This window comes from Streptomyces sp. NPDC006487, from assembly GCF_042870555.1.
GTDB lineage: Bacteria > Actinomycetota > Actinomycetes > Streptomycetales > Streptomycetaceae > Streptomyces.
The window spans coordinates 279,630-295,275 of record NZ_JBIAHN010000010.1 but is presented as its reverse complement, the minus strand read 5'-3'; the positions used below and the strand labels follow the sequence as shown (position 1 = coordinate 295,275).

The following is a 15,646-nucleotide window of genomic DNA, read 5'->3' as shown; positions in this document are numbered from 1 at the left end:
TGCGGGGCCGCCCCTTCCGTCCGTCCGTACCCGGAGGTCCGTCCGTACCCGGATCAGTTCCAGGCGTTGTTCTGGTTCTGCGCGTGGGCGCCGTGCTGGCCCATGCCGAACTGCGCGGCCGCGCCCTGACCGATCTGGGCGTTCTGCGGCGGGAGCGCCTCGCTGGGCTGGACCAGGGCGAAACCGGTGCCGAGGAAGCTCAGCTCCCAGCCCTCGCCGGTGTTGCCGCGCCGCCGCCAGACGCCGGTGGAGTGCGTCTGGGCCTGCATCTGCACGCGCAGCGAGGTGGACCAGGCGACGATGGCGTCCGCGTCGGCGTTGACGTACTTGTCGGGCGTGACCTGCAGCATCAGCGGCTGACCGGAGGTCATCAGCGCGACCTTGCCGCGGCCGGTGATGTTGAGCTGGTACTTGCCGGAGCCGGAGATCCCGTACTGACTGTCCACCGCGATGGCCTCGGTGTGCAGGGTGGAGTCCAGAGCCAGCACGTAGCTGCTGTCGACCGTGAGGCCTTCCTGGTCCACGTCGACGACGTGGACGTACTGCGCCAGGTTGGCGAGGTAGACCGTGCCCTGGCCGGAGCAGCGCATCAGGTCGAGGCCCTCGCCGGTGCGGGCGCGGGCATTGCGCTGGGTGGTGCTCTGGTACTCGCCGTCGAAGTCGATGATCCCCTGGTAGGCGACCATCGCGCCCTTGCGGGCGAGGACGTCGTCGGAGCCGCTCAGCGAGACCCGCAGCAGCTGCGGGTTCTGGACCGCGTACCGCTCCTGGGACTGCGCCTCTGCGTGGGCGAAAAGTGAGCTCTGCATGGTGTGTCTTCTCCCCCTCAGCCCCGGGCCCGGAGCCGGTCGGTGCTGTCCTCGCTGGGCTGTACGACGACGATGCCCTGGCCGGAGAAGGCCATCTGGTAGGCCTCCCCGCTGCCCCGGCCGAGCATCGACGAGGCCTTGAAGCTGCGCTTGCCCTTGACCTTGAGGTTCGGGGACCAGGCGACGAGCGCGTCGGGGTCGACGTACGTCTCGTCCTCGCCGCGGCCGCAGTCGACCACGATCGGCGTGCCGCGCGAGGTGATCGCGACCCAGCCGGTGCCGGCGACCGACACGTTGAACAGGCCCTGGCCGGCGAACTTGGCCATGCCCTTGACCCGCTCCACGCCCCACTGGAGGTGGGCGTCGAAGGCGAGCAGGTTGGTGCCGTTGACGGAGAGCGAGTCGTTGTTGAGGTTGATCACGACGACGTCCGCGCCGTAGTCGGCGAGGTAGAGCAGGCCGTCGCCCGTGCACTTCATGAGCGGGGCGCCCTCGCCGGTGAGCCACTGCGAGGCCATCTGGCGGACGGCCGGCGGATTGGGCTCGTACTGCACGAAGCCCTCGTAGGCGACCATCGATCCGGTGCGCGCGAAGAGGTCCTGGCCGCTCTGCATGGCGACCTTGAGCATCGCGCGGCCGTGGTTCTCCATGCGGGCCGTGACGGGGGTCGGGGCGTAGCCCGCGAGCTGCTGGTTCATTGCGTTCATGGCATTCATGTGGGGCTCCCTCAGACCTCGTACGGCTGGACGACGATGAAGTTGCCGGGAGCGCCGCGGAACTGGAGGTTCACGGTCTCCCCGCTGTGGCCGGGATACGCGTTGCGGCGCAGCCGGACCTGGCTGGAGATGATCACCTGGGAGGCGGCCGACCACGCGACGATGGCGTTGCTGTCCGCGAAGGTGGTCGGGGTGACGGGCAGGACGACGGGCACGCCGTGCGTCTTGACGATCACCGTGCCGGTGCCCTGGAACTGCATGGTGAACAGGGCGCCGCCCGGGATGCCGTGGCCCTCGATGCGGCGGACCTCGTGCTGGAGCGACTCGTCGAAGGCGAGGACGTTCTCGGCGGAGACGCAGATGCCGTCGCCCTGGAGCTCGATGGCGTGCAGGTGGGCGCCGTCCTCCGCGAGGAAGACCTGGCCGCGGCCGGCGCAGCGCATCAGCTGCATCTCCTGGCCGGTGGCGTTGCCGACGACGCGGCCGGCGAAGCCCGCGCCCTTGTAGCTGAAGTCGACCTTGCCCTGGTAGAGGACCATGCTGCCCTGGCGGGCGAGGACGGCCTGGCCGCCCATGGCCAGGTCGACGCGCATGAGCTGCTGGTTCTGCGGGGTCCAGCGGGCACCGGTGGGTGCTTCCTTGTACGGCTGGAGGGCGGCGGCGAGTCCGGCGCCGGCGGCGGGCACCGCCATCGCGGGCTGGCCGTAGCCCTGGGGCTGCTGGCCGAAGCCGGGCTGCTGGCCGTACGGGGGCTGCTGCTGGCCGGGGACCTGGCCGTACGAGGGCTGCGGCTGCTGCCCGTACGGCGCCGGGGCCGGGGCCGGCGGCGGAACCTGCCCGTAGGGCGCGGGGGCGGGCGGGGCCAGGGGGGCGCCCATCGGTGCGGCCATGGTGGGGGCCGCGTGGACGGGCTGCTGGTACGGCGCGGGGGCCGGGACCTGTGCCGGGGCGGGGGCCTGGGCGGGCGCCGGGGCCTGGGGCGGCGCGCCGAAGGAGGGCGCCGGGGCCGGGGGCTGTGCCGGGGCGGGAGCACCGAAGGAGGGTGCCGGGGCGGCGGCCTGCGGGGGCGGGGCGAAGCCGGGCGCTGCGGCCGGGGCCTGCGCCTGCGGTGCGGGCTGCTCCTCCTCGGCGACCTCGCCGCCGAAGTTCTGGAGCAGCGCGGCGAGGCCGCCGTCGAAGCCCTGGCCGACGGCGGCGAAGCGCCACACGTCCTTGAGGTAGAAGTCGCCGATCATCAGCGCGCGCTCGGTGCTGAACTCCGAGCCCGAGAAGGAGTACCGGACGACCTCCTCACCGCCCGCCACGATGCGGATGTAGCCGGGGCCGATCTGCGACATCTGCCCGGCGCCGTCGATCGACGCGGCGAAGGAGAGCTTGTGGATGCCGGCCGGAATGCGGTCCAGGGTCACCCGGAAGGACTCCGTGTCGCCGGCCTGCGTGCCGAGCTGCTGGATGGACTCCTCGGGCGACTTCGGCTGGTTGAAGAAGACGAAGTAGCGGTCGTCCGAAAGCTGTTCGTTGACGTCGAGGCCGAAGCAGCTGATGTCGATGGCGAGTCCTGGCCCGGCGATCTGGACACCCACATAGAGGTCTGTGCCCGGTGTCAGATCACTGATTTTGGCCTTGTGACCGCGTTGGAATTCCCTGGCCATACGTAAGACCGTCCCCCATCCCGACTGTGAATGCGTGCCGCTCAGGCTAACGGCAACCTCGGACATCCGGCCAAGTCGGTACCGACCCGGTACATATCACGAGGCGTGACATGACGGGCATATAGCGGACAAATATGGATCATTCCTCGCGGGCGGCGGGGACCTTCGGAAGGCGTTCGGCGGCGACGACGCCTTCGAGATATCCGCGCGCCCGCTCGGTGCGCGGATACGCCTCCAGGAGTTCCCAGAAGCTGGGGCCGTGGCCGGGCACCAGGAGGTGTGCCAGCTCGTGCAGCAGCACGTAGTCGACGACGTACTCCGGCATCCCCTGGATGCGGTGCGAGAGCCGGATGCTGCCTTCGGCCGGGGTGCAGGAACCCCAGCGGGTGTTCTGATTGGTGACCCAGCGGACCGTGCGGGGGCGGGCACGGCCGCCGAAGTACTGCTCGGACAAACGCTCGGCGCGCTCGGCGAGTTCCGCGTCCCCGAGGGTGCGTTTGCTCTCCTGGGCCGCCAGCTTGTCGAGCATGACGCCCACCCAGCGCTGCTCCTCCGCCTCGGACATCCGGGCAGGAATGAGGACGACCGTACGATCACCCTCGCGGTAGGCGGATACGGTCCTTCGGCGGCGTGCGCTCCGGCGGACTTCGACGGCGCGCTGCGGTGGATCGGCGGACACGCCATGACGGTACCCGCTCGCCCCGGCCGAAGTCCCGCCCCGCCCGCGGTCGAACACGAACCGATGCGCAGTCGGCGGCACGGTTACTCCAAAGAACCCCAACCATTCATTTCATATGCCTGATACCCCTCACCTGTGGACAAATTTGAGCAGGCCTTTCGCAGGCCGGGCAATCTTGCGGAAAGCGACGCGGCCGCAAGGGAATGCGGGGCGCGAATCGAGTGGCGAATCGAGGGAGGACCGCGATGTATCCGAAGGTGAAGCCGGCGCTGGCCCGGGCCTGGCGGGATCTGCAGACGGTGCAATTCGGTGTGACGCCCGCGCATGCGGTGGTGCTCGGCCCGGTGGACACGGCCACGGGCTCGCTCCTCGACCTGATCGACGGGACGCGGGGCATGGAGCTGCTCCGGTCGGAGGGCGCGGCGATGGGGCTCCCGGACGGCCGGGTCGACGAGGTGGTGCGCAGGCTCGCGGCGGCCGGGCTGCTCGACGATGCCACGGCGGGCGGGCCCCGCGCCCAGGCGGTGCGGGACCGACCCGAGGCTCTGGAGCGGCTCGGCCCGGACCTGGGGTCGCTGTCCTTGGTCCGCCCCCGGCCGGGCGGGGACTTACAGGGGGTCGCCGCCCGCCGGGTGATACGGGTTCAAGTGCGCGGGAGCGGCCGGGTGGGCGCGGTGATCGCCTCGGTCCTGGCCGGAGCGGGCATCGGCCGGGTCGAGGTGCTCGACGGGGGCCGCGCGCAGCCGGCGGACGTGGCGCCTGGCGGTCTGGGCCCCGGCAGCGTGGGGCGCCTGCGCGCCGAAGCCGCGCGGACGGCGGTCCGCGACGCCGCCCCCGGACGCGGGCCGCGGACCGGGGAGAGCGAGGGACCGGAGGCGGGGCTGGCCCTGGTGGTGGTCGCGCCCCGGGACGGACTGCAGTCCTGGGCCCCCGATCCGGAGACGGCGGCCGACTGGGTCACCACCGGCACCCCGCACCTGTACGCGGGGGTACTGGAGGGCACCGGGCTGGTGGGGCCGCTGGTCCTGCCCGGAGCCACGGCTTGCGCCGGCTGCATGGAGCGCGACCGGATCGAGCGGGACCCGGCCTGGCCGCGCATGCTGGTCCAGTGGCGCTCGGCCCACCGCCGCCGGACGGCCGCCGCCTGCGATCTCGGCCTCTCCACGGCCGTGGCCGGCCTGGCCGCGGCCCACGCCCTGTCCTTCCTCGACGGCGAACTCCCCGCCTCCACCGGCACCCGCTGGGAAGCCTCCCTACCGACCCTCACCTGGCAGTCCACCCCGGTCCACCCGCACCCCGACTGTCCGTGCGCGGCGGCCGGTGTCCTGGTCGAGCAGGGGGTGGGTGCATGAGGGGGCTACTGGAATGGGGGCGCCGCGATCCTCTCTTCGACGACCTGGCAGAACCGCGCGATGCGGTGGCCGGCCGAGGGGACCACGAGGACGAGGCTGCGGAGATTGACGATCAGCGCGCTCAGCTGCCCGGGGGTCGGGGTGTCCGCGAGAAACTCCGCGAGGCGCTGCTCGGCCTGCTCCCAATGCGGCCACAGGCAGTGGGCGAGCAGGAGGCTGTCCGCTTCGAGGACGCCCGGTGCTTCCGCGTCCGCAGAGCTCCGCAGTTCCACCACGCGCGTCAGGTGGTGGTCACGGTCCGGGTGCCGGAGCCAGGTCTTGACCACGGCCATCTCGTAGTGCGTCCAAGCGTCGTGGGGATCGAGGCCGATGGAACGGGCGAGGTCGTCGAGCGCCTCGTCGTAGTGGCCGAGCAGACGGTGGGTCAGACCGCGGGCAGTCAGTGTGGAGGCGCTGGCGGGAAGGAGCTCCACCGCCCGGCCGTAGTCGGCCAGGGCTTCCTCGTACGCGCCGAGCACGCGGTGGCAGTCACCTCTCCGTCTGATGCCCCACCCCCTCTCATGGCTGATCTCTTGAAGGCGGTCGTAGTCCGCGAGAGCCGACTCGAACCGGCCGAGCTTCAACCACGTCATCGCGCGCAGGAGGAACGCCAAAGGCAGGTCCGGCTCGTGGGCGATGGCGCGCCCGAATTCGTGCAAGGCCTCGTCGTACCGTTCCAGCGACAGGAAGACCTCGCCGCGGCCGGCGTGGGCCCAGCCGGAGCCCGGGTCGAGCTCCACCGCCCTGGCGTAGTCCGTCAACGCATCCTCGTGCTGCCCCAGTCTGCGGTGCATGTCGGCTCGCAAGGTAACGGTCCAGGCGTCGTCGGACCTCAGTTGGACAGCCCGCGTGATGTCGGCCAGGGCCTCTTCATAGCGCTCCAGTTTTCGCAGCGCGAGGCCGCGGCGGATGAAGGCCCAGCCGTCGTCAGGGGAGAGCTCGATGGCCTGCCTGTAGTCGTCGAACGCCTCCTCGTGGCGGCCCATCGACTCAAGGGTGACCGCGCGATCCACCAAGATCGAGGCCTCGTCGGCGGGTTGACCGGCGAGTCCCCGCGTGAAATCGGCCAGGGACTCCTCGTAACGGGCCATGAACTGATAGGTGATTCCACGGCGGCAGAGCACCGTCGGATCGTCCGGGAGGAGCGCGAGAGCGAGGTCGAAGTCGGCGAGGGCTTCCTCGAACCTGTCGGCCCAGTGGTGCAGCATCCCCCGGCTGACCAGACTGGAGACCCGGCCCGGATCGAGCTCTATGGCCCGGGTGTAGTCCGCGATCGCCGCGTCGTCGCTCGATGTGAGCATGTGTGTCACGGCCCGTCCGGAGTACGCGCGCTCGGCGCGGGGGTTCACCGTGACGGCATCGGTGTAGTCGGTCAGGGCCTGTGCGTACTCCTCGGCACGACGGTGGTCCCGGCCGCGCAGGGTCAGGGCCATGGCCCGCCCTTCGGGGGCGAGTCCGCCGCGGGCCAGGAGCAGCGTCAACGCCGCTACCCCCGGGGCCGGCTGGTCCAGGGCCGTGCCGAGGTCCCGGGACCAGCGGGTGAGGTCCGGGGAGTCCGTGTCGCGGCCCGCCGCTGCCAGGACGGCGGTCCAGCGGCGGAGGGTGGTGATGCCGTGGTCGTAGGCGTCGACGAGGTCCCGGAGCAGGGCGGGGAGGGCTGTGCGGGGGTCGGCGCAGAGGCGGTGGTAAGCCTCCTGCAGGCGGTGGCCGCGCCAGGTTTCGTCCGACCACCACCCCTCGGCCGGGGCCGTCGCCTGCTCCAGGTGCTCGCGGCGCCGCCGGAAGGCGTCGGCCAGGCGGGTGTGGAGCTGCTCCCACCGGATCGGGGACTGCCTGCGCTGCAGGCGCAGCATCGCGCCGCGGACCACCTCGTGGTAGCGGCAGTGACCCGAGCGGTCGGTGACGAAGGGCATCGACCGGAGCCAGCCGAAGAATTCGGCCGCTTCCTCCTCGACCGCGGCCCGGTAGACGTCCTCGTCCAGCTCCTGCGGGAACGCGCAGGCCAGGGCCGCGGCCCGGCGGGCGGGGTCGGGCACCCACTTGAGGAACCGCTCGACGGCGGTGCCGCTCGGGTCCCCGATCTCCTCCACCTCCTCCACCGTGCCCGGCTGCGTCTCGGCCAGGGTCGAGACCAGGACCGGAAGCCGGCCCGACAGGCGCAGGATCACCTCCACGACCCGCTCGTCGGTGACTCCCTTTCCGGTGAGCAGGAGACGTGCTTCGGTCTCGGTGAAGACCTCCAGCGGCCAGTCGGTGACCAGGTCGTGCCAGTCCTCCCAGGTGCGGGCGGCCAGCTTCGACTGTCCGGCCAGGGTGACCAGCACGTTCGCGGGGAACTCCCCGTAGCGTTCGCTGCCCAGTACGTCGCGCAGCCAGGTGTCCAGCATGGGGCCGGTGCGCTCGTAGGTGTCGAAGAAGAGCACGATCCACGGGTGTTTGCGTGCCACCTCGGCGAGGTCTTCGAGGAACACCGGGGTCAGCGTGTCCAGCGGGGAGAGGACCAGCTCCACGTCTCCGTGGCTGCGCAGTCGGGTGCTGAGGAGGGCCTTGACCCGGTCCGCGCCGGCGGCGACCTGGTTCGGGTCGACCACGCCGGTGAGCGCACCGACGCCCGGGATCATGCCGAGCCCGGCGAGGCCGAGCTGCGAGGCGATCATGCTGGAAGGGGATGGCGGCGGGGGCCCTCCGGGCACCGGGTCGGGCCCGGTGGCGGCCGCGAGGACTCCGGCGTCGGCCTCGTGCCGGCGCTGGCGATAGGTGGTCAGCAGCTTGTCGAAGCCCTTCATGGCCAGGCCGCGCTGGGCGAACTGGGCGCTGACGGCCTCCATCGTCTCGATGACGTCCGCGGCCGACTCGTCCACGTACGCGGTGACCGCCCCGGACTCGCGGGCGATGGTCTCCAGATGCCGCACCAGGGTCGATTTGCCGACACCGCCGGGGCCGCGAATGTGGAAGAGGAACTGCGCCGCTTCCTCGGGGGGCTGTCTGAGGGCCTCGCGAAAGGCGCTGACCTCGCCCTGTCTGCCGATGAAGCCGATGGAACGGCGTCGCCGGATCAGCTCCTGCCTCGAAGGTCCCCGTCCCGCCATCCCCCAGTCCTTCCACCGGCATTGCGCGGCCCGCTCCACCACCATGCTGTCCCATGGGGGCGGCCGCCGTCCGCCGACCGGTGGATTCCCGCAGGGTTCCCGGCAGGAGACTCGGCCGGGGTGGTCGCCAGGGGCCATGACAGGATGCCTTTGGCCGGAAAGGCCTTCGGAGGACTCCCCCGAACGCCGCTTGCGGCTCAGCTGTCTGGGAATTGGAGGGGCTCATGTCTGATCTTCCCCGGAAGGCGGTCACCCGTACCGTCAAGCTGGCCGCGCTGCCGCTCGGCATAGCGGGCCGGGCCACCTGGGGGCTCGGCAAGCGGATCGGCGGCAAGTCGGCGGAGATAGTGGCGCGTGAGCTCCAGCAGCGCACCGCCGAGCAGCTGTTCCGTGTACTGGGAGAGCTGAAGGGGGGCGCCATGAAGTTCGGCCAGGCGCTCTCGGTCTTCGAGTCGGCGCTGCCCGAGGAAGTCGCCGGGCCCTACCGGGCCGCGCTGACCAAGCTGCAGGAGGCCGCCCCGCCGCTGCCCGCGGCCACGGTGCACCAGGTGCTGTCGGAGCGGCTCGGCGCGGACTGGCGGGATCTGTTCGAGGAGTTCGAGGACAAGCCCTCGGCGGCGGCCTCGATCGGGCAGGTGCACCGGGCTGTCTGGCACGACGGCCGCCAGGTGGCGGTCAAGGTCCAGTACCCGGGGGCCGGCGAGGCCCTGCTGTCGGACCTGAAGCAGCTGAGCCGGTTCGCGGGACTGCTCGGGCCGCTGATCCCGGGCATGGACATCAAGCCCTTGATCAAGGAGCTGCGCGACCGGGTCTCGGAAGAGCTGGACTACGAGCTGGAGGCAGAGGCACAGCGGACGCACGCGGACGCCTTCGACGGCGACGAGGACGTGGTCGTGCCGGACGTGGTGCACCAGGGCGACCAGGTGCTGGTGACCGACTGGATCGAGGGAACCCCGCTGTCGGAGGTGATCGCCGACGGCACCCAGGAGGAGCGCGACCGCGCCGGACAGCTGCTGGCCCGGTTCCTCTTCTCCGGCCCCGCGCGCACCGGGCTGCTGCACGCCGATCCGCACCCGGGCAACTTCCGGCTGATCGCCGGTGCGGACGGCCGGACGCGGCTGGGCGTACTGGACTTCGGGACCGTCGACCGGCTGCCGGGCGGCTGGCCCAAGCCCATCGGCCGGTCACTGCGGATGGCTCTGGACGCCGATGCCGAAGGGGTCTACGGGCACCTGCGCGCGGAAGGGTTCGTGCGCGAGTCCATCGAGCTGGAAGCCGGCGCGGTGCTCGACTACCTCAGGCCGATGCTCGAACCGGCCGAGGCCGAGGAGTTCACCTTCACGCGGACCTGGCTGCGCGGCCAGGCCGCGCGGATCGCCGATCCCCGCTCCCCCGCGCACCAGTTGGGCCGGCAGATCAACCTGCCGCCCTCCTACCTGCTGATCCACCGGGTGACGCTGAGCACCATCGGGGTGCTGTGCCAGCTCGGCGCCACGGTCAGGCTCCGCGAGGAACTGGACTCCTGGCTGCCGGGATTCCCGCCCGACGAGGCCTGAGCCGGGCCGCGGCAGGCGGGCGCGGACGGGCGTTCACCACCAGGCGGAGTCGAGGCGGCCTTCGATGGCGCGAAGGTTCGCACGCGCGCAGTCGACGCAGAAGTACTGTCTGGTCCCGTTCTCCACGGAGCAGGTCCAGGTGGGCGGGGCGCCGGCCGGGGACTGGGCGCCGCAGCGCGCGCAGACGACGGGCGGGGCCTCGGTTCCCGGCGGTGCCGGGTGGGGAGTCGGCTGGTCCACCTCCAGACGATATCCCCGCGGCGGCCGGCGGGCGGTCCGCAACGCACCGGGGGGACCGGCCCGTTCGGGCCGGTCCCCCCGGTGGTGTGTTTCGAGCCGTCTTCCAGCTCTGCCTTAGTGCATGACGGCCATGGCCAGCGCGCGCCGGGCGCGCAGCGAGACGCGCTCGGCTCGGCGCTGCATGCGCCGCGCGGCGACCAGGCGCACGGCGCGACGCTCGGCGTCGACCTCACGCATGCGGTCGTCCATATGGGCACGAGCCATGGCTTCTGGGATGAGTTGCATTTCGCGGGTCCTGTTCTGACGCGAGGTGATCGCGCCGGCGGTGATGAAGTCTGCGGTGGCGGAGCCGTGCGGCTGCTCGCTCGTGGTGGCGTGGGGGGACATGAGGGCCTGCTTCAGGGGGTCGTGCGTCAGGGGGCGGTCGATGGTTCCGTGGGCGGTCATGCCGCAACGACCGGGTTCTTGCGCGGACGGCCACGGGGGCGCTTCCGGGCGACGACGACACCCTGGACGAAGAGCTCGCCTCCCCAGACACCCCAGGGCTCGCGGCGCTCCAGCGCACCGGCGAGGCAGGCCTCGACCAGCGGGCAGGTGCCGCAGAGGGACTTCGCGTACTCGACGTCGGCCGGGGACTCGGCGAAGAAGACCTCGGGGTCGTAGGTGCGACAGGCGACGGGCACGCCGAGGTTCTCGATGGCGTCGTCGAGCGCGGTGAGCGCGGTGAGGGGGGTCAAGGTGGAGTCCTCCGGGACTGCGGGCGGGGAGAGGGTCTGGGTCTTCGGTACGGACGGGGCGTGCGCTTCGAGTTGCACGGTGGTTTTTTCCTCGTCTTGTTCGTCTAGTCGTTCCGGCCGGTCGGCCGGGGGCGGCTGGGGTACCTCGCCCCTTCGGTCCGTCGTCCCCTGTTCGGGGACAAACAGAAGGGCCGCGGATCCCGGGTGGGGTTCCGCGGCCCTGAAGGCGCCGGTCTGATCGTCAGATCAGACTGGATCACTCCAGGGTTCGAGCCCGCGGTAGGCCCACATCAGGTGGTGCTGCTTCTTCGTCTGCTGCGTCTTGGATCCGGCACCGGCTGCGGCCGCAAAGGCATAGGCGCCATGCGCCTGGGCTTCTGCTGCCATTACTGCCACCGGTGCCTGGATCGGTCGCTCATTGCGCTCACGAATCGGCAGCGCGCTCGACGCGGCGGGCCGGACGGAGCTGTCAGCGCAGACGGCGGACAGACCGGTGACCGGCAGACCGGTACCCGTGAGGGCAAGGAGCGTGGAGGAACCGAGAGTGCAGGAAGCGGCGACCGAGCGATCGGTCATTTTGGTGGTGGTGATGAAGCTGGTCACTGGTCTCGCCTCCTCTCGGCGTCTCGGGGACTTCGGCCCGGAGGCCTGGTCCCATGCGTATTCGGATAAGTACAGCACGAATCGGGGGCTTCGGAGAAGCCACCGTTTCCGTTGCTAAGAACCTATGGGGCTTCGCTGGGCATGTGCAAACTATTTTTCCGACGAGTTTCTACGCGTCGCCAGGATCTTCCGTCCCGGGCTCCCCACCTGCACAGATGGCCAGCACGTCCGCTCCGTACCGCTCCAGCTTCCGGGCACCCACGCCGGAGATCATCGAGAGCTCTCCCTCCTGCGAGGGTGCGGCCTCCGCGATGGCCATCAGCGTCTTGTCCGTGAACACGCAGTAGCCGGGCATGCCCTGCTCCTTCGCCTGGACGGCGCGCCAGTCGCGCAGCCGCTCGTAGAGCCCTTCGTCCATGTCCGAGGGGCAGTCCTCGCAGCGCATCAGTTTCAGCTCGCCGGCGTCGGTCAGGGTCTTGCGGCAGACCCGGCACACGGCCGGTCCGCGGCGGCCCCGTTTGCGGGCACCGGGCTCGACCGGACCGCCCGGCCCGCTTCCCGGCGCCAGGGAGCCCGGCCTCAGGCCGTTCAGGAAGCGGCTGGGGCGTCGGGACCCCCGGCCGCCAGGAGTCCGGGAGAGGGCCCAGGAGAGCGTCAGGTGGTGCCGGGCGCGGGTGACGCCGACGTAGAGCAGCCGGCGCTCCTCCTCGACCTGCTCGTCCGTCTTCGCATAGGTGATCGGGATCATGCCGTCGGTCAGGCCCACGAGGAACACGGCGTCCCACTCCAGGCCCTTCGCCGCGTGCAGCGAAGCGAGGGTGACGCCCTGGACGGTCGGGGCGTGCTGGGCGGCCTTGCGTTCGTCCAGCTCGACCGTCAGGTCGGCCAGGGTCGCGGACGGCCGGCTGCGCGCGAAGTCCTCGGCGAGCCGGACCAGCGCGGCCAGCGATTCCCACTGGTCGCGGACGGCGCCGGAACCAGCGGGCGGTGCGCTGGTCCAGCCGGTGGAGCTGAGCACGGCCCGGACCTGGGATCCGAGCTCCACGACGTCGTCGAGCAGCCGGTCGTTGCCGCCGGAGCGGGCGGCTCCGCGCAGGGCGAGGATCGCCTTCTGCACCTCGGCGCGCTCGAAGAAGCGCTCGGCTCCGCGCAGCTGGTAGGGGACTCCGGCGTCGGCGAGGGCCTGCTCGTAGACCTCGGACTGGGCGTTGATGCGGTAGAGCACGGCGATCTCGCCCGCCGGGACGCCGGCCGCGACGAGGTCCCGGATCCGGTGGGCGATGCCCTCGGCCTCGGCGGGCTCGTCGGGGTACTCGGCGTAGACCGGGTCGGGGCCGGTCTCGCGCTGGGAGACCAGTTCCAGGCGGTGCTCGGCGGCGCGGCCCTTGGCCTGGGCGAGGAGCCCGTTGGCGAGGTGGACCACCTGGGGCGTGGAGCGGTAGTCGCGGACCAGCTTGACCAGGGTGGCCTGCGGGTACTTGGTGCGGAAGTTCAGCAGGTGGTCGGGGGTGGCGCCGGTGAAGGAGTAGATCGTCTGGCTGGCGTCGCCGACCACGCAGAGGGTGTCGCGCTCTCCGAGCCAGAGGTCCAGCAGCCGCTGCTGGAGCGGGCTGACGTCCTGGTACTCGTCGACGACGAAGTGCTGGTACTGGGTGCGGATCTGCTCGGCGATGTCGTGGCGGTCCTGCAGGATGCCGACCGTGAGGAGCAGCACGTCCTCGAAGTCGATCATGCCTCGGTCGCGCTTGAGCTGCTCGTACGTCCCGTAGATCTGGGCGATCTCGGCCAGGTCCCGGGGGGCCTCGCGGCCGGACTTGCGGGCGGCCGCCGGATAGTCGGCGGGCACCGTCTGGGTGACCTTCGCCCACTCGATCTCTCCGGTGACATCGCGCAGCTCGCCCCGGTCGAGGCGGATGCGGCAGCGCGCGCCCGCCTCGGCGACGAACTGGATCTTGCGCTCCAGCAGTCGCGGCACGTCGCCGCCGACCGCCTTGGGCCAGAAGTACTGGAGCTGGCGCAGGGCGGCGGAGTGGAAGGTCCGCGCCTGCACCCCGCCCGCGCCCAGCTCGCGCAGGCGGCCGCGCATCTCGCCGGCGGCCCGGTTGGTGAAGGTGACGGCCAGCACGCTCGCCGGCATCAGCTGGCCGGAACGGACCCCGTAGGCGATGCGGTGGGTGATCGCCCGGGTCTTGCCCGTGCCGGCGCCCGCGAGCACGCACACCGGCCCGCGCAGGGTCGTCGCGACCTCGCGCTGCTCCGGGTCCAGGCCCAGGAGCACCGCGTCGGCCGAATCGGCGCCGGGCGTGAAGGATGAGGAGTGCGTTGCTGATGTCACCCCGCCATGCTGCCAGGTCTCGTGGGGAGGCCGGGAAATCCGTCCACAGGCCGCCCCCGCTCGTCCGACGGGCACATGGTCGTACCGGAGCGGGGTACGGGCGCCCTCCCGCGGGCGGGCGGGAGCGGGCGGGAATGGGCGCGCGGTCCCGTACGTTCAACCACTCGGGCCAACCGGGCCGACGAGCACCCACGAATGGAGAGCGCAGCATGCAGGACGCGGGAACGGTCACGATGTACAGCACGACCTGGTGCGGCTACTGCCGTCGGCTGAAGAGCCAGATGGACCGTGAAGGCATCGCCTACACCGAGATCAACATCGAGCTCGACCCCGAGTCCGCGGCGTTCGTGGAGAAGGCGAACGGCGGCAACCAGACGGTTCCCACCGTGCTCGTCACCTCCTCCGCGGGCAGCGAGTCCGTCATGACGAACCCGAGCCTGGCCCAGGTCAAGCAGGCCCTCGCCGTCTGATGTGCTGAACACCACGCACGGAAAGCCCCCGCCCAGGCGGGGGCTTCTGCGTTGAGCTGGGCGTCACGCTGATCGGCACCGCCTGCATGTACGGCTGGGGCGCCAACGAGGAGCTGCCGGCCGAGGCCCTGCACCCGCGGAGGGCCTCCGGCTGACCGGAGCCCAGCGCGTCCGCCTCGGCCGGCTGTCCGAGCGGCCCGGCCAGGGCGAGCAGCCCTGCCAGGGTGAGCGGCCCGGCCAGGGCGAGCAGGCAGGCCAGGCCGAGCAGGCGTGAGCCACCAAGGCCCCCGCCGGAGCGGGGGCCTTCGCCGGTATGCGGATGGGCCGGGTCAGGCGGTCGTGACCGGCTTGGGGAGCGGCTTGCCGTACCAGAGCTCGACCAGGCGGGCCGCGATGGAGATGCCCGCCGGCGGGAGGACCTCGCCGGACTCGATCGCCGTGCGCAGGTCGTCGCGGGAGAACCAGCGGGCCTCCTGGATCTCGTCGCCGTCGACCTCGATGTCGAAGGTCACGGCGCGCGCCGTGAAGCCCAGCATCAGGCTGTACGGGAACGGCCAGGGCTGGCTGGCGACGTAGTCGACCTCGCCGACCTTGACGCCCGCCTCCTCCCACACCTCGCGGATCACCGACTGCTCGATCGACTCGCCCGGCTCCACGAACCCCGCGAGGGTGGAGAAGCGGCCCTCGGGCCAGTGCACCTGGCGGCCCAGCAGCGCGCGGTCCTGGTCGTCGGTGACCAGCATGATCACGGCCGGGTCGGTCCGCGGGTAGTGCTCGGCCCCGCAGCCCGGGCAGCGGCGGATGTGCCCGGCCGCGGCGACCACCGTGCGCTCGCCGCAGCGGGAGCAGAAACGGTGCATGCGCTGCCAGTTCTCCAGCGCCACCGCGTGCACCATCAGCCCGGCGTCCCGCGCGGAGAGCAGCATTCCGGCCTCGCGCAGACCGGCCGGGCGGGCCGACTGGTCCATGCGGCCGGGCAGCGAGTCCTTCTGCAGCGCGAAGTACCGTACGCCGTCCTCGTCGGTCCCCAGGAAGTACCGGTGGGTCTCGGTGACCGGGGCCTCGAAGGCCGGGGTCATGACGATCGCGGTGCCGCCGTCGGGGGCGTCGTCGATCAGGACCTGGCCGCCCGAGACGACGAAGACACGGGTGCTGGGGTGGCTCCACGCCGCGGCGAGCCACGCCTCGTCGAGGCGGTGGTGCGCGGCGCGGTCGATTCCGCTGGGCGCGGCCAGCGAGATCGGGCGCTCGGACTCGGTATGGGTGCTCACAGGTACTTCCAACTCCCCCGGTGGCGGGACACAGGCAGGCTCAGCAGGACGGACGGGTGTGCGGTGGCGTGTGCGGCGTGTAAGGCGCCTGCGGCGCC

14 protein-coding genes and 1 pseudogene are annotated in these 15,646 nt (G+C 71.6%); 4 read left to right on the top strand and 11 right to left on the bottom strand.

Annotated elements, in window-relative coordinates; translation table 11 throughout:
- Window positions 1–53 precede the first annotated feature (53 nt).
- The 4 genes from ACFYM0_RS19595 to ACFYM0_RS19580 form a co-directional block, all read right to left on the bottom strand.
- A complete protein-coding gene (locus ACFYM0_RS19595) occupies window positions 54–809 on the bottom strand; it encodes an AIM24 family protein (RefSeq protein WP_385376903.1) in 756 nt (251 codons plus the stop codon).
- A 17-nt stretch (window positions 810–826) separates the two neighbouring features.
- Window positions 827–1,507: an AIM24 family protein gene (locus tag ACFYM0_RS19590; protein WP_327257661.1), complete on the bottom strand. Its 681-nt coding sequence runs from the start codon at window positions 1,505–1,507 to the stop codon at window positions 827–829.
- A gap of 29 nt (window positions 1,508–1,536) precedes the next feature.
- The gene (locus ACFYM0_RS19585; protein WP_388502895.1) at window positions 1,537–3,177 is read right to left on the bottom strand and encodes a TerD family protein; all 1,641 of its coding nucleotides are present in this window, start codon (window positions 3,175–3,177) and stop codon (window positions 1,537–1,539) included.
- Window positions 3,178–3,316: 139 nt separating this feature from the next.
- On the bottom strand, window positions 3,317–3,856 hold the full coding sequence (locus ACFYM0_RS19580; RefSeq protein ID WP_388502892.1) for a M48 family metallopeptidase: 540 nt from the start codon (window positions 3,854–3,856) through the stop codon (window positions 3,317–3,319).
- A gap of 245 nt (window positions 3,857–4,101) precedes the next feature.
- Here ACFYM0_RS19580 and ACFYM0_RS19575 point away from each other — a divergent pair, with 245 nt between their 5' ends.
- Complete coding sequence (locus ACFYM0_RS19575) at window positions 4,102–5,208, top strand: TOMM precursor leader peptide-binding protein (protein ID WP_388502890.1); 1,107 nt, start codon at window positions 4,102–4,104, stop codon at window positions 5,206–5,208.
- A gap of 5 nt (window positions 5,209–5,213) precedes the next feature.
- Here the strand turns inward: ACFYM0_RS19575 and ACFYM0_RS19570 are convergent, their stop codons facing one another.
- Entirely contained in the window at window positions 5,214–8,336 is a 3,123-nt protein-coding gene (locus ACFYM0_RS19570) for a tetratricopeptide repeat protein (protein WP_388502888.1), read from the bottom strand.
- Window positions 8,337–8,560: 224 nt separating this feature from the next.
- Between ACFYM0_RS19570 and ACFYM0_RS19565 the strand changes: the two genes are divergently transcribed.
- Window positions 8,561–9,892, top strand: a complete 1,332-nt coding sequence (locus tag ACFYM0_RS19565; protein WP_388502885.1) for an ABC1 kinase family protein — start codon at window positions 8,561–8,563, stop codon at window positions 9,890–9,892.
- 33 nt (window positions 9,893–9,925) lie between these two features.
- On the opposite strand, the gene ACFYM0_RS19560 is transcribed toward ACFYM0_RS19565, so the two are convergent.
- From ACFYM0_RS19560 to ACFYM0_RS19540, 5 genes are all read right to left on the bottom strand, one after another.
- Complete coding sequence (locus ACFYM0_RS19560; protein WP_243336061.1) at window positions 9,926–10,132, bottom strand: hypothetical protein; 207 nt, start codon at window positions 10,130–10,132, stop codon at window positions 9,926–9,928.
- A gap of 114 nt (window positions 10,133–10,246) precedes the next feature.
- Entirely contained in the window at window positions 10,247–10,579 is a 333-nt protein-coding gene (locus ACFYM0_RS19555; protein WP_388502882.1) for a hypothetical protein, read from the bottom strand.
- Complete coding sequence (locus ACFYM0_RS19550; RefSeq protein ID WP_214949242.1) at window positions 10,576–10,947, bottom strand: WhiB family transcriptional regulator; 372 nt, start codon at window positions 10,945–10,947, stop codon at window positions 10,576–10,578. The genes ACFYM0_RS19555 and ACFYM0_RS19550 overlap by 4 nt, the downstream gene beginning before the upstream one ends.
- Before the next feature lie 168 nt (window positions 10,948–11,115).
- On the bottom strand, window positions 11,116–11,472 hold the full coding sequence (locus ACFYM0_RS19545; protein WP_388502879.1) for a hypothetical protein: 357 nt from the start codon (window positions 11,470–11,472) through the stop codon (window positions 11,116–11,118).
- Window positions 11,473–11,641: 169 nt separating this feature from the next.
- Window positions 11,642–13,807, bottom strand: coding sequence for an ATP-dependent DNA helicase UvrD2 (locus ACFYM0_RS19540; RefSeq protein ID WP_388502877.1), 2,166 nt, complete (start codon window positions 13,805–13,807; stop codon window positions 11,642–11,644).
- A gap of 209 nt (window positions 13,808–14,016) precedes the next feature.
- Here ACFYM0_RS19540 and ACFYM0_RS19535 point away from each other — a divergent pair, with 209 nt between their 5' ends.
- Both ACFYM0_RS19535 and ACFYM0_RS19530 read left to right on the top strand, forming a co-directional pair.
- Window positions 14,017–14,277 (top strand): mycoredoxin, encoded by a 261-nt coding sequence (locus ACFYM0_RS19535; RefSeq protein ID WP_327254846.1) that lies wholly within the window; start codon window positions 14,017–14,019, stop codon window positions 14,275–14,277.
- A gap of 50 nt (window positions 14,278–14,327) precedes the next feature.
- A pseudogene (locus ACFYM0_RS19530) lies at window positions 14,328–14,414 on the top strand (aldo/keto reductase); the annotation flags it as partial.
- A gap of 192 nt (window positions 14,415–14,606) precedes the next feature.
- Here the strand turns inward: ACFYM0_RS19530 and nudC are convergent.
- On the bottom strand, window positions 14,607–15,560 hold the full coding sequence (gene nudC, locus ACFYM0_RS19525) for an NAD(+) diphosphatase (RefSeq protein ID WP_388502874.1): 954 nt from the start codon (window positions 15,558–15,560) through the stop codon (window positions 14,607–14,609).
- Between the last annotated feature and the right edge of the window lie 86 nt (window positions 15,561–15,646).

Coding starts and splice junctions, on each gene's coding strand:
- ACFYM0_RS19595 (WP_385376903.1), bottom strand. CDS start 809: ATGCAGAGCTCACTTTTCGCCCACGCAGAGGCGCAGTCCCAGGAGCGG.
- ACFYM0_RS19590 (WP_327257661.1), bottom strand. CDS start 1,507: ATGAACCAGCAGCTCGCGGGCTACGCCCCGACCCCCGTCACGGCCCGC.
- ACFYM0_RS19585 (WP_388502895.1), bottom strand. CDS start 3,177: ATGGCCAGGGAATTCCAACGCGGTCACAAGGCCAAAATCAGTGATCTG.
- ACFYM0_RS19575 (WP_388502890.1), top strand. CDS start 4,102: ATGTATCCGAAGGTGAAGCCGGCGCTGGCCCGGGCCTGGCGGGATCTG.
- ACFYM0_RS19570 (WP_388502888.1), bottom strand. CDS start 8,336: ATGGCGGGACGGGGACCTTCGAGGCAGGAGCTGATCCGGCGACGCCGT.
- ACFYM0_RS19565 (WP_388502885.1), top strand. CDS start 8,561: ATGTCTGATCTTCCCCGGAAGGCGGTCACCCGTACCGTCAAGCTGGCC.
- ACFYM0_RS19555 (WP_388502882.1), bottom strand. CDS start 10,579: ATGACCGCCCACGGAACCATCGACCGCCCCCTGACGCACGACCCCCTG.
- ACFYM0_RS19535 (WP_327254846.1), top strand. CDS start 14,017: ATGCAGGACGCGGGAACGGTCACGATGTACAGCACGACCTGGTGCGGC.